At 68.6% G+C, this 19,846-nt stretch carries 21 protein-coding genes; 9 read left to right on the forward strand and 12 right to left on the reverse strand.

Annotation, left to right across the window (positions count from 1 at the left end; genetic code table 11):
* Positions 1-14 precede the first annotated feature (14 nt).
* Complete coding sequence (locus tag AB0B64_RS15290) at positions 15-824, forward strand: lysophospholipase (RefSeq protein ID WP_358177845.1); 810 nt, start codon at positions 15-17, stop codon at positions 822-824.
* 12 nt (positions 825-836) lie between these two features.
* Here the strand turns inward: AB0B64_RS15290 and AB0B64_RS15295 are convergent, their stop codons facing one another.
* The 6 genes from AB0B64_RS15295 to AB0B64_RS15320 all read right to left on the reverse strand — a co-directional run bounded on the left by AB0B64_RS15295 (position 837) and on the right by AB0B64_RS15320 (position 4,617).
* The gene (locus AB0B64_RS15295; RefSeq protein ID WP_357942371.1) at positions 837-1,376 is read right to left on the reverse strand and encodes a hypothetical protein; all 540 of its coding nucleotides are present in this window, start codon (positions 1,374-1,376) and stop codon (positions 837-839) included.
* Positions 1,377-1,582: 206 nt separating this feature from the next.
* Complete coding sequence (locus AB0B64_RS15300; protein WP_357942373.1) at positions 1,583-1,912, reverse strand: hypothetical protein; 330 nt, start codon at positions 1,910-1,912, stop codon at positions 1,583-1,585.
* Positions 1,913-2,111: 199 nt separating this feature from the next.
* Entirely contained in the window at positions 2,112-2,519 is a 408-nt protein-coding gene (locus tag AB0B64_RS15305; protein WP_358177848.1) for a hypothetical protein, read from the reverse strand.
* Between the two features lie 252 nt (positions 2,520-2,771).
* Complete coding sequence (locus AB0B64_RS15310) at positions 2,772-2,918, reverse strand: hypothetical protein (protein WP_357942377.1); 147 nt, start codon at positions 2,916-2,918, stop codon at positions 2,772-2,774.
* Positions 2,919-2,987: 69 nt separating this feature from the next.
* Complete coding sequence (locus AB0B64_RS15315; protein WP_358178030.1) at positions 2,988-4,298, reverse strand: CocE/NonD family hydrolase; 1,311 nt, start codon at positions 4,296-4,298, stop codon at positions 2,988-2,990.
* Positions 4,258-4,617 (reverse strand): CocE/NonD family hydrolase, encoded by a 360-nt coding sequence (locus AB0B64_RS15320; protein WP_358177851.1) that lies wholly within the window; start codon positions 4,615-4,617, stop codon positions 4,258-4,260. The genes AB0B64_RS15315 and AB0B64_RS15320 overlap by 41 nt, the downstream gene beginning before the upstream one ends.
* Positions 4,618-4,869: 252 nt before the next feature.
* Here AB0B64_RS15320 and AB0B64_RS15325 point away from each other — a divergent pair, with 252 nt between their 5' ends.
* Together AB0B64_RS15325 and AB0B64_RS15330 are read left to right on the forward strand one after the other, a co-directional pair.
* Positions 4,870-5,613: a maleylpyruvate isomerase N-terminal domain-containing protein gene (locus AB0B64_RS15325; RefSeq protein ID WP_358177854.1), complete on the forward strand. Its 744-nt coding sequence runs from the start codon at positions 4,870-4,872 to the stop codon at positions 5,611-5,613.
* 36 nt (positions 5,614-5,649) lie between these two features.
* Positions 5,650-6,246, forward strand: a complete 597-nt coding sequence (locus AB0B64_RS15330; RefSeq protein ID WP_357942381.1) for a helix-turn-helix domain-containing protein — start codon at positions 5,650-5,652, stop codon at positions 6,244-6,246.
* A gap of 21 nt (positions 6,247-6,267) precedes the next feature.
* Here AB0B64_RS15330 and AB0B64_RS15335 read toward each other — a convergent pair whose 3' ends face one another.
* From AB0B64_RS15335 to AB0B64_RS15345, 3 genes are all read right to left on the reverse strand, one after another.
* On the reverse strand, positions 6,268-6,462 hold the full coding sequence (locus AB0B64_RS15335) for a hypothetical protein (protein ID WP_357942382.1): 195 nt from the start codon (positions 6,460-6,462) through the stop codon (positions 6,268-6,270).
* A gap of 105 nt (positions 6,463-6,567) precedes the next feature.
* The gene (gene recQ / locus AB0B64_RS15340; protein WP_358177857.1) at positions 6,568-8,376 is read right to left on the reverse strand and encodes a DNA helicase RecQ; all 1,809 of its coding nucleotides are present in this window, start codon (positions 8,374-8,376) and stop codon (positions 6,568-6,570) included.
* A 4-nt stretch (positions 8,377-8,380) separates the two neighbouring features.
* Positions 8,381-9,574, reverse strand: coding sequence for an MFS transporter (locus AB0B64_RS15345; RefSeq protein WP_358177860.1), 1,194 nt, complete (start codon positions 9,572-9,574; stop codon positions 8,381-8,383).
* A 42-nt stretch (positions 9,575-9,616) separates the two neighbouring features.
* Between AB0B64_RS15345 and AB0B64_RS15350 the strand changes: the two genes are divergently transcribed.
* From AB0B64_RS15350 to AB0B64_RS15360, 3 genes are all read left to right on the forward strand, one after another.
* Entirely contained in the window at positions 9,617-10,378 is a 762-nt protein-coding gene (locus AB0B64_RS15350; protein WP_358177863.1) for an SDR family oxidoreductase, read from the forward strand.
* A 28-nt stretch (positions 10,379-10,406) separates the two neighbouring features.
* Positions 10,407-10,652: a type B 50S ribosomal protein L31 gene (locus AB0B64_RS15355; protein WP_219526926.1), complete on the forward strand. Its 246-nt coding sequence runs from the start codon at positions 10,407-10,409 to the stop codon at positions 10,650-10,652.
* 85 nt (positions 10,653-10,737) lie between these two features.
* Positions 10,738-10,965, forward strand: coding sequence for a DUF3040 domain-containing protein (locus tag AB0B64_RS15360; RefSeq protein WP_357942390.1), 228 nt, complete (start codon positions 10,738-10,740; stop codon positions 10,963-10,965).
* An 18-nt stretch (positions 10,966-10,983) separates the two neighbouring features.
* Here AB0B64_RS15360 and AB0B64_RS15365 read toward each other — a convergent pair whose 3' ends face one another.
* Both AB0B64_RS15365 and AB0B64_RS15370 read right to left on the reverse strand, forming a co-directional pair.
* Positions 10,984-11,688, reverse strand: coding sequence for a maleylpyruvate isomerase family mycothiol-dependent enzyme (locus AB0B64_RS15365; protein ID WP_357942392.1), 705 nt, complete (start codon positions 11,686-11,688; stop codon positions 10,984-10,986).
* A gap of 153 nt (positions 11,689-11,841) precedes the next feature.
* Entirely contained in the window at positions 11,842-12,579 is a 738-nt protein-coding gene (locus AB0B64_RS15370; protein WP_357942394.1) for a hypothetical protein, read from the reverse strand.
* A 191-nt stretch (positions 12,580-12,770) separates the two neighbouring features.
* On the opposite strand from AB0B64_RS15370, the gene AB0B64_RS15375 reads away from it, so the two are divergent.
* Positions 12,771-13,643 (forward strand): sugar kinase, encoded by an 873-nt coding sequence (locus AB0B64_RS15375; RefSeq protein ID WP_357942396.1) that lies wholly within the window; start codon positions 12,771-12,773, stop codon positions 13,641-13,643.
* 220 nt (positions 13,644-13,863) lie between these two features.
* Here AB0B64_RS15375 and AB0B64_RS15380 read toward each other — a convergent pair whose 3' ends face one another.
* Entirely contained in the window at positions 13,864-17,127 is a 3,264-nt protein-coding gene (locus AB0B64_RS15380; RefSeq protein ID WP_358177868.1) for a discoidin domain-containing protein, read from the reverse strand.
* A gap of 237 nt (positions 17,128-17,364) precedes the next feature.
* On the opposite strand from AB0B64_RS15380, the gene AB0B64_RS15385 reads away from it, so the two are divergent.
* Complete coding sequence (locus AB0B64_RS15385; RefSeq protein ID WP_357942400.1) at positions 17,365-18,351, forward strand: LacI family DNA-binding transcriptional regulator; 987 nt, start codon at positions 17,365-17,367, stop codon at positions 18,349-18,351.
* A gap of 143 nt (positions 18,352-18,494) precedes the next feature.
* Complete coding sequence (locus AB0B64_RS15390) at positions 18,495-19,844, forward strand: extracellular solute-binding protein (RefSeq protein WP_357942402.1); 1,350 nt, start codon at positions 18,495-18,497, stop codon at positions 19,842-19,844.
* Positions 19,845-19,846 lie beyond the last annotated feature (2 nt).

A 19,846-nucleotide genomic window follows, 5' to 3' on the forward strand; every position in this document is an offset into this window, starting at 1 on the left:
GCACAGGGAGTGACATGGCCACGTCGAGGGAACGCACCTTCACCGGCACCCGCGCCGCGAACGTGGTGCGCGAATGGCCTCACGAGCAGCCGCGCTACGTCGCCATCCTGGTCCATGGGTACGGCGAGCACATCGGCCGTTACGAGTATGTGGCCGACACCCTGGTCCGGCACGGCGCCGCGGTGTACGGGCTCGACCATGTCGGCCACGGCAAGTCGGAAGGCGACCGGGTGCTCGTCATCGACTTCGAGGACGTGGTGACCGACGTACACGCCGTGGAGGAACAGGCCCGAGCCGATCACCCGCGCGTACCGGTCGTACTGATCGGCCACTCGATGGGCGGCATGATCGCCGCCCGCTACGCCCAGCGCTACGGCGACGGGCTGGCCGCGCTCGTACTGTCGGGCCCGGTCATCGGCGAATGGGAGGTCATCCCCGCCCTGCTCGCCCTCGACGAACTGCCCGACATCCCCATCGACCCGGCCACGCTCTCCCGCGACCCGGCCGTGGGCGTCGCCTATGCCGAGGATCCGCTGGTCTGGCACGGACCGTTCAAGCGGCCCACGCTGGAGGCGTTCGCCACGACGATCGCCACGATCGCCAAGGGCGGCTCGCTCGGCAGCCTGCCGACGCTCTGGATCCACGGCGCCGACGACCAGCTCGTGCCGCTGGCCTCCAGCCGTACGGGGATCGAGACGATCCGCGGCGACGACCTGACGGAGCGGATCTATCCCGATGCCCGGCACGAGGTGTTCAACGAGACGAACCGGGACGAGGTCCTGACGGACGTCACGACGTTCATCGACCGCGTCCTCGGCCACTGACGGCACCGGGGGTCATTTCACGGGCAACCACAGGTGCCCGGATCCGCGAGTCCGCGTCAGGTCCACCCGGTAACAGCCGGCCTTGGGAAAGACGAAGCCCGTGCCCCACTCCTCACCCGGACGCTGCCAGTTCGAGCCGGTGTGTTGTTCGGGACCGAACGTGGGCTTCGCGCGGGTGCCGTCGGGCAGCGCGGCCGTGACCTTCAGCGGCCCTTCACCCGTCATCCGCCACACGATCTTGACCTCCTTGCCCCGCTTGAACGGAACCGGAGCGAACAGCAGCCCCCACACCTCAGCGTCCCGCGAGACGCCGCGCACCTCGGGAAACCCGTCCGGATGGGTGATCAGCGGCGTCCCATGGCACGCCACCCGGGTGGTTGCGGGCGTCGGCTTCTGCGACACTGCCGGTGTCTCGTCTCCGGTCGGCGTCCCGGTCCCGCCGGTGGCGGCGGGCGCCATGGTCGCCGATGGCGGTTGGGCCTGGGTCGCTGGGCCGCTCGTGGCGCACCCCGCGACCACTACGAGCACCGCTCCGATTGTCATCCGCCTCATCGAACCTCCTTCGCACTCACGACACGTACTCCGGAGAGCGGCAAGAGGTTCCTGGTTCAGGTTCGGCGCGGCGTAGGTCTGGAGAAGGCCAACAGGCCTCCCGCCCATGGAGCGAGAGGCCCGTACCCAGCTGGCGCCCGTACTCGGCTGACGCCCGCACCCAGCTGGCACCCGTAGTCGGCTGGCACCTGTACTCAGCTGGCGCCCTACGACGCGTCCTCGCAGCGGACCGTGACGATCGCGAACCACACATGCGAACGCGCGTCCTGGGACGTCACCGACTCGAACACCTCGCACGACGTGAACCCGTGGTTCAGCGCGTTCTGCCTTGCGGCGGCCTCGGCGCTGGCGAGCGCGGCGTCCTCCTCGATGCCCTTGCCGAACCCGTCGAACAGCGCGCCGATCCCGGCGTTGATGGTGGTGGAGGTGTCGGCGGAGGCGGGCAGAGCGGCGACGAGGGCACCCGCGACGATGCCGGAACCGGCCAGCGTCGTCGCAGCCAGCGCGACCAGCAGCTTTTTGGTCAGGTACTTCATAGGATCTCCCCGAGCTTCGATCGTTGGGGCTTACGTCTGAGAGGCGTTCCATCCCGTTCCACCGGATGCCTTCGCGATCAGTGGCCGGAGCCGGCGCCTCGTCTCGCGGAAGCGGTCAAGGTCCTATTCCTCTCCCGATTCAAAAATGCGCCATCTCTCCGTGGGCGGCTCTCTTTCGAGCCAGTAACCCCAGCTGAAATCATCTGGCGCTTCTCGACCGCGCTTTCTTTAGCTCGAGTTTCACGGACACCTGTATTACCGTGGTGTACCTGCCCGTGCCATCCGAATCCGGATGCCCCGGCCAGATCGTCATGGCCGTGATATCGGTCCAGTCGCAGAAAGCACTGTCGGCGAAGGACTCCTCACGATCGGCGAATTCTGGGGTGGACAAGCGGCGGGCGACGTCGATGTCTCTCGCCACGACCGCCTGCAGGTAGGCCCTTACCGTGTCTTCGGGAGAGGCGTTTTCCGCCGGCGGCCGTATGTCGTGAAGCTTGCGGGGAACGCAGTAGAAGCCAGTGAACTCGCCGATCGCCGGATAGAGCAGGCCTAATGAGGTGGCGGACAGCACTGCTAAACCAGCGGCGACATAGGTTTTCGGCTTCAAGGCCGCTCCCCGGACCAGTGCTTTTCCGGCGCAAATGCCGCATGCATGAGATGTGAGCCGCTCGCGTCGCCATCGTTGAGGCATCCCCAGCGCCTTTTCCGCCGGGCCGCCGTACTGATCATGCGGGTGCCCGCAGTCGTCGCCCTGTGTCCATGAGCATAACGGGCAGCGACGTCCGCCCACGGGGACATCTGCCCCACCGTAAGCATGAAGATCCCTCCACCCAGTCCGCCCCAAGGCCCCGGGAGAGCTTTATGATCGTAAAAAGAAATACCAGATCAGGCCCAGGGCGATCAGCCAGATAATGGCGCCGATGCCGCAGACCACCAGGCAGCCTGTGATGACTGTTCGTTTTCTGCCTCGATCGCCCCATTCGTGACGACCACGATCTGGATCCATGCTAAGAGGCTACTTCTTTCCCGCCCCGGCTAATTGACCATGGCCGTACTGAAGGGGCATTTGTGGCTTTTATGTATTTCCGAAGATGGGAAGGATCAATGCGGAGGGATATTCCTGACCATGAAAGATCTCGAACCGGGTACGCCGGGTCCGCACGGCCTCAGCCGCCGGCTCTCCGGTCCCATGGTTGCGCGCGAACCTCGGGAACGTGCCCCCCGCCACCTGTATCCGCAGGCGGTGGCCCTTGCGGAAGCGGTAGCCGGTCGGGTGGAGTTCGACCTCCGCCCGGGTCACACTCTGCGAGTCCTGGGGCAGGCGCACGATGCCATCCGTGACGTTCCGGGAGACGCCCGTAGGATCGACGTCGCAGAGCCGTACGAACAGGTCGGCATGTCCCGTGTCGGTGCGTACGTGCACGACCGCCGAGACCGGACCGATCAGGTCGAGATCGCGGGGGAGCGGTGCGGTGGTGTGGACGAGCACGTCGGACCGGCGCTCCACCTCCCGGTTGTCACGCTGGCCGGTCTCTTGGGCGGACAGCATCGGACCGCCGGGTGACCGCGTGGGGTGCGCCGGATCGTAGACGAACGTGTCGGAAGAGCTCTTGTCCGGCACCTCCCAGCCGAGCCCCCGGCCGTGGCCCAGGTAGAGCGGAGTGGGAGTGGACTCCGCGGGCGGCCACTGGTCGAAGTCCAGCCAGCGGTTGGCCTTCTGCAGGTAGAGGCGTACCGGTGCCTGGTGCAGTTGGGCGGTGTCGCCGAGCAGGTGCGCCGACAGCCACGACACCTGGTCGATCAGCACGGCACGCAGCGCGCCCGGATCATGACCCCATGGGCCGATCGTGATCCGGCTGCGCCGCCCCGCCTCCCGCAGCGCGGCGAAGTCACGCAGCTGCGCGGGCAGGAACAGGTCCCACCAACCGGTCACCATGCTCGTCGGCGTGGTCATCCCGGCCGCCGCCGCGCGGTGGTCGGTAGCCGCCCAGAAGTCGTCGCCCGGCTCCGCGTGCGCGGCCACCTCGCGCAGGAACGGTACGGGCTTGCCGATCGCTGCCAGGTCGGACGTGCCGATGGGGACGTGCGCCATGGCCCGCCGTACGCGCCGCTGCTTGCGGGGGTCGGGCAGCAGCCCGCCCAGGGGCGCCTCCTCCTGGGTGCCGATCAGCGCCGACCAGGTCAGCGTGTTGTGCAGGCCCATCACGCCACCCGGATAGAACGTGCTGACGAACTCGCTGGTCGTGATCCCGAGCCCCATCGCCTCCAGCGGCGGATCCAGGTAGGGCCCGACCGCCCACTGCGTGTACCCGAGATAGCTGGCCCCCGCCATGGCCAGCCGCCCGTCACACCACGGCTGCGCACGCAACCAGGCCGCCGTGGCCAGGCCGTCGTCCTTCTCCTGGTGAAAGGCGTGGAAGCGGCCACCGGAGCCGAAGACACCCCCGCGTGTTCTGGACGACGACCTGCATCCCGCGCCTGACCAGCACGCTCGCGAACGCCTTCGCGTCGATCCGGTGCTTTCCGTACGGGGTGCGCATCAACACCACGGGCAGCGGCCCGGCACCGCGCGGCCGGTAGCGATCGGCGAGCAGCACCACGCCGTCGGGCATCGAGACCCGCAGATCACGAGTGACCGCCACATCATCGACCACCGCCTCCGGCAGCCCGAGGAACCTGTCGAACAGCCTGCCGAGCACGCTCATGAGAAGTCCTCCCGCTCGACCTCCAGAGTAGAGCTCTGGGGCGGAAGGCACGGTCGCTGACGGTGAGAAGGATGTTGCCTTAACGGAACCAAGGCGCCTGCGGGAGGTCAGTGGGGTCATCGAGCTCGCACGCGCACGCACGGAGCCGACCAACGGCCGCAGGGACCGTCACCTCGTGAGACCGGTGATTTTCTCCTCGCTGCCTTGTCTGCACAGACGAGACAGACGAGGACCGACGAGAAGGCGGCGAAGATGCGAAAGCTCCCACCCACGACTCGCGCCGACACCGCCGGTGACGCCTGGCTCGGTGGGGTCGCCCTGCTGGGCCGGGCCGCCGACTACGCACTGGCCTGCCTGCGCCTCGTCACATCCGCCGATCTGGACCGTCCAACCCCGTGCCACGGCTGGGACCTACGGACACTGTTCGCACACACGAACGACTCGTTCGCGGCACTGACAGAAGCCGCAGCGTTAGGACACGTCGCCCTAGTCCCTCCGCTGAGCGACGACGGCGGTGACCGCCATGGCGACTGCGGCCTTGGCGACTGCGGCCTTGGCGACGGCGACGCCCTCGGCGGCGACGGTGGACACGACGGTCGCGGCGGACATGGCGGCGACGGTGGACGCGACGGTCACGGTGATGACGATGGCGGCTTGCGAAACCGTACCACCAGCCTCCTTCGCGTCTGGGCTGGGTCCAAGGACGTGATGGTCTCCGTCGGTGGTTGCCCGTTGACGGCCGCGATGGTGTCCGCCGTCGGCGCCGTCGAGGTGGCCGTGCACGCCTGGGATGTGGCCCAAACATGCGGCCACCCTCGTCCCATCCCGGAGGACGTGGCGGCCGAGCTCCTCCCGCTGGCCCGGCTCTTCGTCACGGACGCCGACCGGCCGGCCCGATTCGCCGTACCCCTGGACGTCGCCCCCCGAGCCCCGGCTCAGGATCGTCTGCTCGCCTACCTGGGCCGCGACCCCCACTGGACTGACAACTGGAAGTAGCTTGACAGCATTAATTGTCGGTGTCAGCGTGGAGCCATGTACGAAGTCGCGGTGATCGAGGACCCGGCCGCCGCCGAGGCGTCGCTGGATCCGGTACGCGCCCGGCTGCTGGCCGAACTCGCCGAGCCGGGCTCGGCCACCATGCTGGCCGCCAAGGTCGGTCTGGCCAGGCAGAAGGTGAACTACCACCTGCGAGCCCTGGAAAGCCATGGTCTGGTCGAACTCGTCGAAGAGCGGCGCAAGGGCAACTGCACCGAACGCGTCATGCAAGCATCGGCCGCCTCCTACGTCATCTCGCCGACGGCCCTGTCGGCGGTCCAGCCCGACCCGTCCCGTTCCCCCGATCAGCTCTCGGCCCGCTGGCTGCTCGCCCTGGCCGCTCGCCTGGTACGTGACGTGGGCGCCCTCATCACCGGTGCCACGAAGGCCAAGAGGCGGGTGGCGACGTTCGGCATCGACGGCGAGGTCCGCTTCGCCTCGGCCGCCGACCGTGCCGCCTTCGCCGAGGAGCTGTCCGGAGTGGTGACTGCGCTGGTCAGCAAGTATCACGACGAACAGGCCGAGGGTGGTCGGCCCCACCGTCTGGTCATCGCTATCCACCCATCTGTGGGGAAACAGAGCACTGATGGGTGATCTGTTCGTTAATCAGGGGGTTCACCGACGGATGATCCGGCCGAGATGCGGGTACGGATAGCGGCGCATGAGTGCGAGGGCGGCCCTGTACCCCAGGCCGTACCAGACCGATGAGTGCATGTGCGGCCCTGTCGACGCGGCGGTGAAGCCCAGCGCCGAGACCAGGGCGAGCAGCGTGGTGGCGACGGCCGATCTTCGTGCGGCCGTCGCCCCCACTAACGGCCGCCCACGAGCAGACCGTCACCCCCGCCACAAGCCGTCACCCCCGCCACAAGCCGCCACCCGTCACGAGCGAGCGAACCCCGTCACGAGCGCACCACGTCACGACGCGAGCGTCTCCAAAACCTGTTCGCCATACTTGGCCAGTTTGTTCTCGCCTACCCCGTTGACCGTCCCCAGCTCCGCCAGCGTCGACGGCGACAGTGTCGCGATCTCCCGCAGTGTCGCGTCATGGAAGATCACGTAAGCCGGCACCCCCTGCTCCTTGGCCGTCGCCGCCCGCCACGCGCGCAGCCGTTCGAAGACCGGCGCGGCATCGGCCGGCAGCTCCACCACAGGACGGTCCTTGCCGGAGGTCTTGGCGGTCTTCGCCCGCGCGGCCCGCTCGGGGTCGCGGCGCAGCCGCACCTCGCGCTGCCCACGCAGCACATCGGCGCTCGCGTCGGTGAGCACCAGCGCGCCGTAGTCGGACTCCACGGCCAGCAGCCCCTGCGCCAGCAACTGGCGCACCACCCCGTGCCACTCGGTGTTGCCCAGATCGGCGCCCACCCCGAACACGCTCAGCGAGTCGTGGCCGTGCTGCAGCACCTTGGCCGTCTTCTTGCCGAGCAGGATGTCGGCGATCTGCCCGACGCCGAACTTCTGCCCCCGCTCGCGGCGCAGCCGCAGCACCGTGGAGAGCACCTTCTGGGCGGGGACCGTGCCGTCCCACGACTCGGGCGGCGCCTGGCAGGTGTCGCAGTTGCCGCACGGCTTGGAGTCCTTCTGCCCGAAGTAGTCGAGCAGCATCACCCGGCGGCACTCGACCGTCTCGCACAGCGCCAGCATCGCGTCGAGGTGGAGCACCTGGCGGCGGCGGTGGGCCTCGTCGCCCTCCATGGCCAGCCGCCGGTGCTGGACCACGTCCTGCAGCCCGTAGGCCATCCAGGCGGACGCGGGCAGCCCGTCGCGCCCGGCCCGGCCGGTCTCCTGGTAGTAGCCCTCGACGGACTTGGGCAGGTCGAGATGGGCGACGAAGCGTACGTCGGGCTTGTCGATGCCCATGCCGAACGCGATCGTGGCCACCACGACCAGCCCATCCTCACGCAGGAAGCGCGCCTGGTGCGCGGCGCGGGTGCGGTTGTCGAGGCCCGCGTGGTAGGGCACGGCGGCGATGCCGTTGTCGACCAGGAAGGCCGCGATCTTCTCGACCGAGGAGCGCGACAGGCAGTAGACGATGCCCGCGTCGCCGTCGTGTTCGGTGCGCAGGAAGTCGAGGAGCTGGCGCTTCGGCTCGCTCTTGGTGGCGATGCGGTAGTGGATGTTGGGCCGGTCGAAGCTGGCCACGAAATGCCGGGCCTGCTCCAGCCGGAGCCGCGAGGCGATCTCGGCGTGGGTGGCCGGGGTGGCGGTCGCGGTCAGCGCGATGCGCGGCACCTCCGGCCAGCGCTCGTGCAGCTCCGACAGCGCCAGGTAGTCGGGGCGGAAGTCGTGTCCCCACTGCGACACGCAGTGCGCCTCGTCGATGGCGAACAGCGAGATCTCGCCCTTGGCCAGCAGCCGCAGCGTCGCCTCGACCCGCAGCCGCTCCGGCGCCAGATAGAGCAGGTCGAGCTCGCCGGCGAGGAAGGCCGCCTCGACCCGTTGTCGCTCGTCGAAGTCCTGGGTGGAGTTGAGGAACCCCGCGCGCACACCGAGCGCCGTCAGCGCGTCGACCTGGTCCTGCATCAGCGCGATCAGCGGTGAGATGACCACCCCGACCCCGGCGCGGACCAGCGCGGGGATCTGGTAGCACAGCGACTTGCCGCCGCCGGTCGGCATGAGCACCAGCGCGTCGCCGCCGTCGACGACGTGATCGATGATCTCCTGCTGCCCGGCCCGGAACGAGTCGTAGCCGAACACGCGGTGGAGAGCCTCGGTGGGGGTATCCATGCGGCTACCTTACGTGTTCGCCGGAGGCCGTTCGCTCTTTTCGCCCACGGCGATCGTAGGCCACCAGGGAGAGGGCGCCGAGCCCACAGGCCGCCGCCAGCGCCACCATCACCGCCGGGTACCCGGCCAGCTGCGCCACGCCCGCCGCGAGCAGCGGGGCGACGGCCTTGGCCACGGTGATCGGCAGGGCCAGGGCCCCGCTCAGCGTCGCGTACGCGCTGGTGCCGTACCGCTCGGTGAGCAGCGCGGGACGGGCGATCGTCGCCACCCCGAACCCCAGCCCGAACAGCACCACCCCGCAGACCGCGCCCGCCACGCTCCGCCCGGCCACCGGCAGCAGCAGCGCGGCGGCGCCCTGCAGCCCGAACACGCTCGCGGTGATCAGCGCGACCGGCCACCGCCCCTGCAGGCCGGTGGTCACCAGGCGTCCGGTCACCGACAGCACGCCGAGCAGGCCCGCCACGGTCGCCGCGAAGAGGGGCGAGTGGCCGAGCGCGATCAGGTACGTCACCAGCAGCACGCCCATGACCGACACGGCGCCCGTCTGCGTCAGGAACGCCGCCGCCAGCAGCCAGAACGGCCGCTCCCGAAGCGCCGCCCCGACGACGCCCCGGTCCACGACCTTGGAAGAGGGACGGCTCCGCACCGCCAGGAAATGCAGGGGTACGGCCGTCAAGGCGTATCCGACGGCCAGGATGACCAGGGCCTGCCGCCAGCCGTACCGATCGACGAGGAAGCCGGTCAAGGGCAGGAAGATGCTGGAGGCGAAGCCGGCCACGACGGTCACGGCGAGCAGGGCCCGCGAGCGTCGCGCCGCGTCGAACCAGGCGACGATCACCGCGAACGCGGCCTCGTACAGCACCATTCCGGAGGCGACGCCGAGCACCACGCAGACCAGGTAGAGCTGGGGCAGAGTGTGCACCTGGGACCAGGCGAGCACGGCCAGCGCGCCGAGCGCCGAGCCCGCCGTCATCAGAGCCCGTCCGCCGTGCCGGTCGAGCCAGCGGCCGATGGGCGGCGCCACGATCGCCGACACGAGTACGGCCAGCGTTATCGCGCCGGTGAGTTCGGCGACCCCCGCGTGCATATCGCGAGCCATCGGGGTGATGAAGACCGAGAAAGCGTAGTAAAGGATGCCGTATCCGGCGGTCTGGGTGATCGCCAGCGCACCGACCAAGCGAGCAGACGAGGCGATCACGAATGGTTTCGTTCCCGTTCATCAATCTATGGACACTGTGACATGAATCGCAGCTATGTCGTCACAGGTGGCGGGCGGGGCATCGGCCGGGCCGTGGTGGAACGGCTGCTCAAGGACGAGGCCACCGTGGTCGCTGTCGAACGCGATTCCGCCGCGCTGGACTGGGCGGGCCCCCGGGTGATCCCGGTCGTCGGCGACGCGGCGGACGAGACGGTCACCGAGCGGGCCGCCGACCTCGCGCAGGGCGCGGGCCGGCTGTCCGGCTGGGTGAACAACGCCGCCGTCTTCAGGGACGCCTCCGTGCACACCGCCACGACCGCGGAGATCCGCGCCCTGATCGCCGTCAACCTGGACCTCGCCGTCGTCGGCTGCGCCACCGCCGTGCGGCGCTTCCTCCGGTCCGGTACGGGCGGCGCCATCGTCAACATCACCTCCCACCAGGCGCGCAGGGCGGTGCCCGGCAGCCTGCCGTACTCCACCGCGAAGGCCGCCATCGAGGGCCTGACCAGGGCGCTAGCCGTCGAGTACGGCAGACGCGGCATCCGGGTCAACGCGGTGGCGCCCGGTTCGGTGGCGACGGAGAGGTACGCCGAGTTCCTGGCCGCCCAGCCGCCCGAGGTGGCGGCGGGAATCGAGGCGGAGATGGCCAGGTTGCACCCCCTCGGCAGGGTCGCGAGGGCGGACGAGGTGGCCGACGCGGTGGCGTACCTCCTCTCGGACGGCGCCGCCTTCGTGACGGGCGCGACCCTCCCGGTGGACGGCGGCCGCGCGGCACTCGGACTCGATCCCGAGTCGAGGGAATGAAAACCATTGTCGTATGGTTGCAGGGGGCATGAGAAAGAACCTGCACCCCTCGTACCAGCCCGTCGTCTTCCGCGACCCGAGCGTCGGGTTCGCCTTCCTCACCCGCTCGACCCTGACGAGTGACAGGACCGTCGAGTGGGAGGACGGCCACACCTACCCGGTCGTCGACGTCGACGTCTCCTCGGCGAGCCACCCCTTCTACACCGGGCGCGGACGGGTCCTCGACACCGCCGGTCGCGTCGAGCGCTTCAAGCAGCGCTACGGCAAGGTCTGATCGCTACTTCCGCCGGTGGAAGCCCGCATGTGCCGGTTACTAGTGGGTACATGGCTTTCACCGGCGTGGAGTGATGGTGGTCAGAATGAGCCTATCTGGAAGGGAACGCCGCATCCTCGGGGAAATCGAGCAGGCACTTGAGCTGGAAGACCCCGACATGGCGCGGCGGGTAGCCGCAATCAACAAGATCGAGTCGGACGCGGGGGCGTACCGCGAGCGCATGCAGTCGTGGGCCGGGGCGCACCTCTGGCTGATCGCGCTGCTCGGGGTGATCGCCGTACTCTTGCTCGTGCTAGCTGTCATCACCGCCTGAGCGAACACACATGTGAGCTCAGGCCAGGCACCTCAGGGCCGAGGCGATCCGCGGGTCGAGATCGTGACCGGTCGGCAGGCGCCCCACCGTGGCCTCGACGAACTCCTGCGGCGACAGCGTCGCGTTCAACCCGTCCGTACGCACCACCACCCGCTCAGCCGTCTGCTCCACCTGAACCTCCGCCTCCTGCTCCGACAGGGCGAACCGGCCGACGGCCACCCGCCAGCGTGTCCGGTTCTCGGCCTCCTCCGCCGTCACCGGCGCGCCGACGTCGTCGGCGTGCGTGGCGTACTCGGAGTCGTAGTGGAAGGCCTGCAACCCCACCGGGTACGGGCCGGCCATCGTGTCGAGCGAGGCGTCCCGGCCGAGCTCGCGCATGCGGCGCCGGGTGTCGGCGTTCTCGGTCCGCCATTCGGCCAGCACCTGTTCGACGGGCATGTCCCGGCGCTGTCGTACGCTCCACTCGTTGAAGTCGTGGAAGCCGTTGACGCCCTCCCTGGCGAGGCGGGCCAGCAGATCCTGCACGTTGCCGTCGAGACAGGCGTGGTTGTACAGCTCCTCACCTGCCAGGTGGCCCAGGACATCGCGGACGGACCATCCCTCGCAGCGCGACGGCCGCGCCCATCCGGCGTCGTCGAGACCGGCGAAGAAGCGGTCGAGTCTGGCCGCCTCCGCGTCGAAGATGTCGAACGGATCGAACTCTTTCAACAGATCATCAGCCATACCTCGAAGCTACCCGTCGGCTGTCGTCTCTCACGAAAGGCGCGGCGCAGAACGGTCAAGCTCCGGACAAGACGGAAGCCCGGCCCCCACACGGGGACCGGGCTTCCGCTCAGATGTGACTAGCCGAGCTTCCGCTCAGCGGAGTCAGTGTGTTCAGCGGAACCAGCGCGGGACGACCCGCACGTAGTCGGTGCCGCTCGTGGCGCCCTCGAGCTCGTCGTCGCCGGCGTACACGGCCTTGAACACGCCGCTCTTGTAGGCGCGCGTCTGGGCCTCGAACTTGCCGTTCCAGCCGGTACGGTCGGAGGCGACCCACTTCCAGCCGCTGGAGCCGTTGGCCTTGTAGAAGATGCTGACCCGCTCACCGCGGACGCCCTTCCAGCGGTCGTCGTCGTTGACCTGGAGACGACCGGAGAACCAGATGGTCCTGCCCTTGCGGACCTTCGAGGGGTCGGCGCTGAAGCGCGAGATGCGCGTCTCCGCCTTGCCCTTCTCGATCTCGACGGCGAAGAACGCGGTGTCGGTGTCGACGACCTTGCCGTCCTTGTTGAACGCCTGGGCGGTGGCCTTCCACTTGCCGTCCTGGTCGTTCTCGTTGAACGGGACGGAGAAGCGCCAGCTCTCGACCTTGTTGACGTCCTTGGCCCGCAGGGTGCGGGCGACCGGGTTGACCGGCTCCACACTGAGCTGGACCTTCTCGACGTCCGAGCTGGCGTCGACCTTGAAGAAGGCCTCCGTCTCGCTACCGGCCTTGACCACGACCGGGTTCGGTGAGATGTCCCTGATATCGACGGTCGGAGCCTTCGTCGTAGCCGACGCGGCCCCGGCGCCCGAAATCAGAAGTGTCCCGCCCACAAGGGCAGAGACGAGTCCTACAGCGATGTTCTTCATGAGGGTGCTGATTCCTCTCGTTCCCCGTTTCGCTGAGGCCGGCTCGGGATAGCCAACCTCCTCTACTACTTTGAGGCACAAGATGGGGAAAAAGTTCGCTAAAGTTACAGAAAATCTTTGATCACGGTCCTGACCAGTACCGTTACCAAAAAATCCGATTTGTGATCGCCTGACCGGCTACAGTCTGCCGCATGACGGACGTCTACACGCTCGGCGAGGCGCTGGGGGTCGTGTCCAGTGGCCGGGTGCGTCATGAGACCGAAGCCCGGTTGGACGTCACCGGCCCGGAGTTCAACCTCGCCATCGCCCTGTCCCGGCTCGGCCATAAGGTCGCCTACCTGGGCAAAGTCGGCAATGACGAGCTGGGCGCCAGGGTCCTCACCGTGCTGAGGGGCGAGGGCGTCGACGCGGCGGACGTCAGGGTCATCGAGGGCGCGCACACCGGGCTGCTGCTCCGGGAGGCGCGCGTGGGCCGCGAACAGCGCCTCACGCACTACCGCACCGGATCAGCCGGTACGAGCCTGAAGCCCGGCAACGTGCCCATCGACCGGATCGGCGCCGCGAAGATGCTGCACGTCACCGGCCTGACGGCAGGGCTCGGCAGGGACACCCTGGAGGCGGTCCGTACGGCCGTGAGCGCGGCCAAGACCGCCGAGGTGGCCATCTCCTTCGCCGTCGACTACGTACCCGAGCTCTGGCCGTCGGTACGCGAGGCCGAGGAGGTGCTGGGCGAGCTGGCCTGCGCCTCCCACCTGCTCTTCCTCGGCCAGGACGAGCTCGACCTGGTCAAGCCCGCACTCACGCCGGAGCGCGAGGTCGTGGTGAACCGCGGCCTGAAGGGCGCGAGCGTACGGGCGGACCGCATGCGCTACGACGCGCCCGGCCTGCAGGTGCCGATCGTGGACACCGCGGGCGCGGCCGACGCCTTCGTGGCCGGCTACATCAGCGCGGCCCTGGACGGCCTGACCCCGCCGGAGCGCCTGCACCGCGGCACGCTGCTGGGCGCCGCCGCGGTAACCAGCGCCAGCGACTGGCAGGGCCTCCCCATCAGGGCCGACATCTAGCGCGACATCCTCTCCCCGAAGAGGGCGCCCCTCTCTAGGGGCCGCTGCCACGACGGGCCGTCTTGTTCCGCTCCCCCTGGCGGGGGTGTCCGTCCTTGGGGACTTCGTCACAGCGGGCCGTTTTCTCCCGCTCCCCCGAAGGGGGTATCTCCCAAGGGACCCCAGCCACCACGCGACCGTCACACGGATCGAGACGGTCGCGTGGCGGACCCCCGGGTTGTCAGGGGTTGACCGTGATCGTGAAGGTAGACGTCGTGTTCTTGATGTTCTGCGCGTTGTTACCGAACCGCAGATTGTTGAACGTCACAGCCCCCACAGCCGGCCCCTGATCCGGCTCAGGCAGCTCGTTGGCCCAGACCCCGAAGCCGGACTTGGCGTCGAAGGCATCACCACTCTTCTGAGCCCCACTGATCGACACATTCGTGAAGATCGTGTCCTTGACCGGGTTCTGCGGCTGGTTGCCCACGTAGTTCGTCTGGAACATGATCCCGTGGTAGGTCGGATCGACGATGTCCAGGTTGCTGACCCTGATCCCCTGGAACACCTTGGAAGCGGAGAACACCCACATCGCCGGGAAGGTCTGCTGCCCCCAGAAGTGGCCGCCGGCCCTGACCAGCGAGATGTTCTCGAAGCTCGTGGGCGGGCTGGCCCCGAAGCCGAGCATCTGGATGCCGAAGTCCAGCGAGCTGATCGTGACGCCCGAGTAGACCAGCGTGTCGGCGACGTAGATGTTCCGGAACGTGTTGGCGTACCCGCCGTAGACCGCCACACCAGCCGCCCGCCAGGTGAGCAGCGAGGTCAGGTTCTCGAAGACGTTGTCCCGCTGCTCGCCGTTGTTGATGTCGATGGCCGAGAACAGCGCGAAGCTGTCGTCGCCCGTCGAGCGGGCCTCGATGTTCGTGACCAGGTTGCCGGTGCTGCCGTTGGTCATGTTGACGCCGTCCGCGAACGTGTCGCGGATGCGCGAGTTCTTGATCGTCATGTTGTCGGTGTTGGTGCCCCAGAGCAGGCACATCTGGTGCTCCACCCAGATGTTGTCGATCACCATGTTCGCCACATTGGCCAGGTCGAAGACCTTGCCGGGTCCGTCGTTGCGCGAGGTGTAGTTGCCGAAGGAGGCGAAGTTCGCGAACGTCGACCCGTTGGCCGTGGCATCCGCGCGGAAGCCGGTGTCGGTGTTCTCCTGGCCCGCCGGTGAGAGGAACCTGGTGAACCACGGCCCGGCCCCGACGACCTTGACCGCCTTGCCGTACACCTGGAACTTACTGGCCGTCTGGTAGTCGCCGGCAGGCAGGTAGACGCCGACGAGCGTGCTGTCCTGGCGCGCCTTGTCGAGCGCGTTCTGCACGTCCTGGTGGGTGAAACCGGCCGGTACGGCATAGTGCGCCGGGTCCGGGTTCGGGATCTGCGTCACCTGCTCCAGGTCGACGAAGTCGATCGTGTACGCCGAGCCGTTGGCCGCGTCCTTCTGCAGCTTGATCTTGTGTCCCGCCTGGACCGTGGTGCCGAGCAGCAGGTTGGCCTCGTCGTAGATGTGCCTCGGCGCCCCGGAGCCGGGGGAGTTGCCGGGGCTCGACTCGGGGCCGTAGAGCCAGGCGTAGCGGGAGGTCAGGTCGATCGTCTTGAGGAAGGTGCCGTCGACGTAGACGTTCAGCGTCGAGCTGTTCCCGCCGCCGCCCGCCGCGTCCGGGATGGAGAACCGGGTGACCAGCGTGTTCGTGGCCGCCCTGGTGGTGAACTCGACGTAGGAGCCGTTCGTCCCCAGTGTCACCGCCCGGCGGCCGGACGCCTCGCCGGCCAGGTCGCCGACGGTCCTGTTCGGGCCGATCCGGGTGGCGCCGCCGCCGATGGCCGCGTCCTCGGCCTCATAGGTGTCGTACGGCATGTGCGCGCCGCGCCCGACGAACAGCTGTTGCGTGCTGGTGTTGTTGGCCCGCTTGACCGGCAGTTCGTTGGCGTCGTCGGCCAGCACCACCTTGACCGTGTACTTGCCGTTGGCGGCGGTCCAGGTGCCGAGCCCGGCCGGTCCGGCGGTGGCGCCCGGTGCGATCGCGCCGCTGGTGGCGCCGGTCAGCGTCTTGACGACGGTGCCGGACTCGTCGGAGACGGTCAGCGTGATGCCGTGGGAGCCGCCGCTGGAGGCGATGGTGCCCTGGTTCTTGATCCCCACCGAGAACGTCACGGTGTCGCCCTGGCCGGGATTGCCCGGTGTCCAGGCCACCGGCGCCGCGATCAGGTCGGCGGTGTCGACGGGCTTCACGGTCAGTGAGGCGGTGGCCGTGTTGTTGCCCTCGTTCAGCTCGACGACCTTGCCGTCCTCGTCGACCTTGGCGCTCACCTGGTAGGTGCCCGCGTCCCGCGCGCCGATGGCGCTCGACACGGTGGCCGAGGCCCCGGCGGCCAGGGCGCCCACGTTCGCGGTGCCCGCCTTGACGCTGCCCAGGTAGAAGTTGACGGAGGTCGCGGCGGAGGGGGCGGTGCCGGCGTTCTTCACGGTGGCCGACAACGTGACCGCGTCGGTCTCGACCGGAGAGGCCGGCGACGCGGTCAGCCCGCTGACCGTGAGGTCGGGGTTGGTCGACGGGGTGCCGAAGACCTGGAACTCGGCGATCTGTCCGCCGGGCGCCCCCGAGTTCGCGGTGATCTTGAGCTGCACGTCCGCGACCTTGGCAGTCACCGGGATCGTCACGGAGTTCCCGGTGGCCGGGTCGAAGGTGTAGACGGCCTGCGCCACCAGGCTCGACAGGCCGCCGGCGCTCTGCTCGCGGCCGAGCACCTGGATGGTCTGCGTACGCCTGGCCCAGGCGGGGTCGGGGTTGAGCTTGAGCACGATGGAGGTGAGGTCGGCGTTCGCGCCGAGCTGCACGGTCAGCGTGCCGGGGTAGGCGGCGCCTTCCCAGTACGTCTGGACGTTGCCGTCGTTGGCGTTGGCCGCGACGTAGGTGTGGGTATGCGACGACTCGGTGATCGGCTTGCCGGTCGCCAGGTTCGTCGCGTCACCGGGATCTTGGCCGCCTGCCTGGCCGTACACCTCGAACTCGGAGAGCTGACCGGCGGGCCAGGCGCTGTTCGCGGTGATCTGGAGGCGTACGTAGCGCGTGGCCGAGGCGCTGACGGGGATCGTCGCCGTGGGGTTGAAGGTGTAGGTGGCCGCGTCCTTGATGGTGCTGAAGCTGGTCCCGTTCGCGCTGCCCAGCACGGTGAGCGTCTGCGTACGGCTGGGCCAGCCGCTCGGAAGCTTGAGCGTCAGCTGGTTCACGGTGGCGGCCGAGCCGAGGTCCACCTGCACCCACTGCGGGAAGGCGTTGTTGGCCGACTCCCAGTAGGTCGCCTGGTTGCCGTCGGTGACGTTGGGGGCGGGATAGACGTCGGTGAAGCTGCTCGCGGTGGCGGTCTTGCCGGCGGAGAGGTTGGTGTCGGCCGCCCACGCGGGGGCGGCCAGGACTCCGATGACTAACGCAAGGGCGGCTAGGACAGCTCTCATGGGGGATGGCCCTTCGAGGAAGACGATGGCCGAACCATAAGATGTCCAGCAGATAGCAGCAATATTTCGACGACATTTCGCAAAGAATTGACTGACAAGTGCAGGCTTCTACCCACCGAGACGGCTGGTCAGAGCGTTAGAAGCGCTGAATATCGGCGGCGACCGGCCGCAAGCAGCGTACGTCGGATCCACGTAAGCGGTTGCAAGTGCTTGCGTGATCGGCCTTATAGTTTGCGCATGACACGACGACTCGCAGAGGTGGCCAAGAAGGTCGGGGTGAGCGAGGCGACCGTGAGCCGCGTGCTCAACGGTAAGCCCGGCGTGTCCGAGGCGACCCGCGAGGCCGTGCTGACCGCGCTCGACGTCCTCGGCTACGAGCGCCCCACCCAGCTGCGCGGCGACCGGGCCCGGCTGGTCGGCCTGGTGCTGCCCGAGCTGCAGAACCCCATCTTCCCCGCGTTCGCCGAGGTGGTCGGCGGCGCGCTGGCCCAGCAGGGCTTCACCTCGGTGCTCTGCACCAGGACGGTCGGCGGCGTCTCCGAGGCCGACTACGTCGACCTGCTGCTCCAGCAGCAGGTCAGCGGTGTGGTCTTCGCCGGGGGCCACTACGCGCAGGCCGACGCCTCGCACGCCCATTACGCGCTGCTGCACGAGCGCAAGCTGCCCACGGTCCTGGTCAACGCGGCCGTCGCCCATCTCGACTTCCCCCAGGTGTCGTGCGACGACATCGTGGCCGCCGAGATGGCCCTGGCTCACCTGCGGGCGCTCGGTCACGAGCGCGTCGGCATGGTGCTCGGGCCGAAGGACCACATGCCGTCGCGGCGCAAGCTGGAGACGTTCCTCGCCGGTGGGGGCGATCCCGAGCTGGTCGAGCACACGATGTTCTCGCTGGAGGGCGGGCACGCGGCGGCCGCGAGGCTGGTCAGGCGGGGCGTGAGCGGCGTGATCTGCGCCAGCGACCTGCTCGCGCTCGGCACCGTCCGGGCCGCCCGGCGCGCCGGGCTGGCCGTGCCGGCCGACGTGTCGGTCATCGGCTTCGACGACTCGGCGCTGATGAACTGCACCGACCCGCCCCTGACCACGGTCCGCCAGCCGATCGACGCGATGGGCCGGGCCGCCGTGGACCTGCTGGTCGCCCAGATCGACAAGGCCGTGGTCCCCGCCGACGAGCTGCTGTTCGAGCCGGAGCTGGTCGTACGCGCGTCCACTGCACGCAAGGCGTAGGCGCTGAACCCCGCAGCCTGCAGTAGGTCGCTGAACGCGACCTACTGTGATCCAGTCGTTATCTTGCAATACACAGTCGTAATATTGCGGAGATCGGTCGGCGAACCTATGGTGTGGGCACCTCGCATTAGAAGGGTCAGCCCATGCAGAAATCCACAGGACTGTTAGTCGTCACCGTTCTCGGCCTGTCCGCCACGGCCTGTGGTTCGGGCGAGCCCGCCAAGTCGACGGCGGGCGGAGCCGCCCCGGTGTCGATCACGGTGGCCTGCCAGCCGGCGAAGTCCGCGCCCAAGGAGCGGCAGGCTTGGGACGACGACGTGGCCACGTTCATGAAGGCGCACCCCGGCGTGACGGTGAAGAGCACGGACCAGCAGCCGTGTTACGACCCCAAGACGTTCGGGCCCAAGCTGGCGGGTGGCCAGATGGAGACCGTCTTCGTGGTGCCCGTGACGAACTACAACGACGTGATCGGCCAGGGCCAGGCGCTGGACATCACCCCGTACACCAGCGAGATCAAGAACTGGAACGACCTGCGCCCCGACGTCAGGCAGCTGGTCACCAAGGACGGCAAGGTGTACGGCGTGCCGAACGTGCACTACGGCGTGGGCCTGGTCTACAACCGCGCGCTGTTCACCAAGGCCGGGCTCGACCCGAACACCCCGCCCAAGACGTGGGCCGAGGTCCGCGAGGCGGCCAAGAAGATCGCCGGACTCGGCGCCGGATATGTCGGCTACGGCGAATACTCCGGCGGCAACACCGGCGGCTGGCACTTCACCCAGGCCATCTACGGCCGGGGCGGCAGCATGGTGACCGACGACGGCAAGAAGGCCGCGTTCAACTCGCCCGAGGGCAAGGCCGTGCTGCAGAACCTGCACGACATGCGCTGGGTCGACAACAGCATGGGCAACAAGCTCCTGGTCGGCTGGGAGTCGCTGATGATGGCGATGGGCAGCGGCAAGGTCGGCATGATGCTCGGCGCGCCCGACGTGGTCACCGACGTCGTCAACAAGTTCAAGGGCAGCGTCGCCGACTACGGCATCACCGGTTTCCCCGAGGCCAAGGCATCGCTGAGCGGCGGCGAGGCGTACATGATCAACCCGAAGGCCACCCCCGCCGAGGCCAAGGCCGGACTGGAGTGGGTCGACTTCCGCTTCAACACCGCGGGCAAGGGCCGGTTCGACTTCGCCCGCGGCAAGACGCTCGGCAACCCCGTCGGCGTACCCGACAACGACGTCTACGGCGACTCGGCCACCGGCAAGGCGATCAAGCAGGACCGCACGGCGAACGCCACGCTGCCGGTCGCGAACTACCAGCCGTACGTGGACGCCGCCGCCACCATCCCGCCGAAGGCCGAGCCGGTGCACGCCCAGGAGCTGTACGCCATCCTCGACGTGGCCATGTCGGGCGTGCTGAGCCGCCAGGACGCCAACATCGACAGCCTGCTCTCCGACGCCGAGACCAAGGCCAACTCGATGCTGGCGACCAAGGGCTGACC

The sequence above is a fragment of the Nonomuraea sp. NPDC049129 genome (assembly GCF_040648495.1).
Classification (GTDB): Bacteria; Actinomycetota; Actinomycetes; order Streptosporangiales; family Streptosporangiaceae; genus Nonomuraea.

What these genes read in the sequence shown, in the direction of transcription:
- AB0B64_RS15290 (WP_358177845.1), top strand. Translation starts at nt 15, where the DNA reads ATGGCCACGTCGAGGGAACGCACCTTCACCGGCACCCGCGCCGCGAAC.
- AB0B64_RS15295 (WP_357942371.1), bottom strand. Translation starts at nt 1,376, where the DNA reads ATGAGGCGGATGACAATCGGAGCGGTGCTCGTAGTGGTCGCGGGGTGC.
- AB0B64_RS15300 (WP_357942373.1), bottom strand. Translation starts at nt 1,912, where the DNA reads ATGAAGTACCTGACCAAAAAGCTGCTGGTCGCGCTGGCTGCGACGACG.
- AB0B64_RS15310 (WP_357942377.1), bottom strand. Translation starts at nt 2,918, where the DNA reads ATGGATCCAGATCGTGGTCGTCACGAATGGGGCGATCGAGGCAGAAAA.
- AB0B64_RS15320 (WP_358177851.1), bottom strand. Translation starts at nt 4,617, where the DNA reads ATGAGCGTGCTCGGCAGGCTGTTCGACAGGTTCCTCGGGCTGCCGGAG.
- AB0B64_RS15325 (WP_358177854.1), top strand. Translation starts at nt 4,870, where the DNA reads ATGCGAAAGCTCCCACCCACGACTCGCGCCGACACCGCCGGTGACGCC.
- AB0B64_RS15330 (WP_357942381.1), top strand. Translation starts at nt 5,650, where the DNA reads ATGTACGAAGTCGCGGTGATCGAGGACCCGGCCGCCGCCGAGGCGTCG.
- recQ (WP_358177857.1), bottom strand. Translation starts at nt 8,376, where the DNA reads ATGGATACCCCCACCGAGGCTCTCCACCGCGTGTTCGGCTACGACTCG.
- AB0B64_RS15350 (WP_358177863.1), top strand. Translation starts at nt 9,617, where the DNA reads ATGAATCGCAGCTATGTCGTCACAGGTGGCGGGCGGGGCATCGGCCGG.
- AB0B64_RS15355 (WP_219526926.1), top strand. Translation starts at nt 10,407, where the DNA reads ATGAGAAAGAACCTGCACCCCTCGTACCAGCCCGTCGTCTTCCGCGAC.
- AB0B64_RS15360 (WP_357942390.1), top strand. Translation starts at nt 10,738, where the DNA reads ATGAGCCTATCTGGAAGGGAACGCCGCATCCTCGGGGAAATCGAGCAG.
- AB0B64_RS15365 (WP_357942392.1), bottom strand. Translation starts at nt 11,688, where the DNA reads ATGGCTGATGATCTGTTGAAAGAGTTCGATCCGTTCGACATCTTCGAC.
- AB0B64_RS15370 (WP_357942394.1), bottom strand. Translation starts at nt 12,579, where the DNA reads ATGAAGAACATCGCTGTAGGACTCGTCTCTGCCCTTGTGGGCGGGACA.
- AB0B64_RS15375 (WP_357942396.1), top strand. Translation starts at nt 12,771, where the DNA reads ATGACGGACGTCTACACGCTCGGCGAGGCGCTGGGGGTCGTGTCCAGT.
- AB0B64_RS15380 (WP_358177868.1), bottom strand. Translation starts at nt 17,127, where the DNA reads ATGAGAGCTGTCCTAGCCGCCCTTGCGTTAGTCATCGGAGTCCTGGCC.
- AB0B64_RS15385 (WP_357942400.1), top strand. Translation starts at nt 17,365, where the DNA reads ATGACACGACGACTCGCAGAGGTGGCCAAGAAGGTCGGGGTGAGCGAG.
- AB0B64_RS15390 (WP_357942402.1), top strand. Translation starts at nt 18,495, where the DNA reads ATGCAGAAATCCACAGGACTGTTAGTCGTCACCGTTCTCGGCCTGTCC.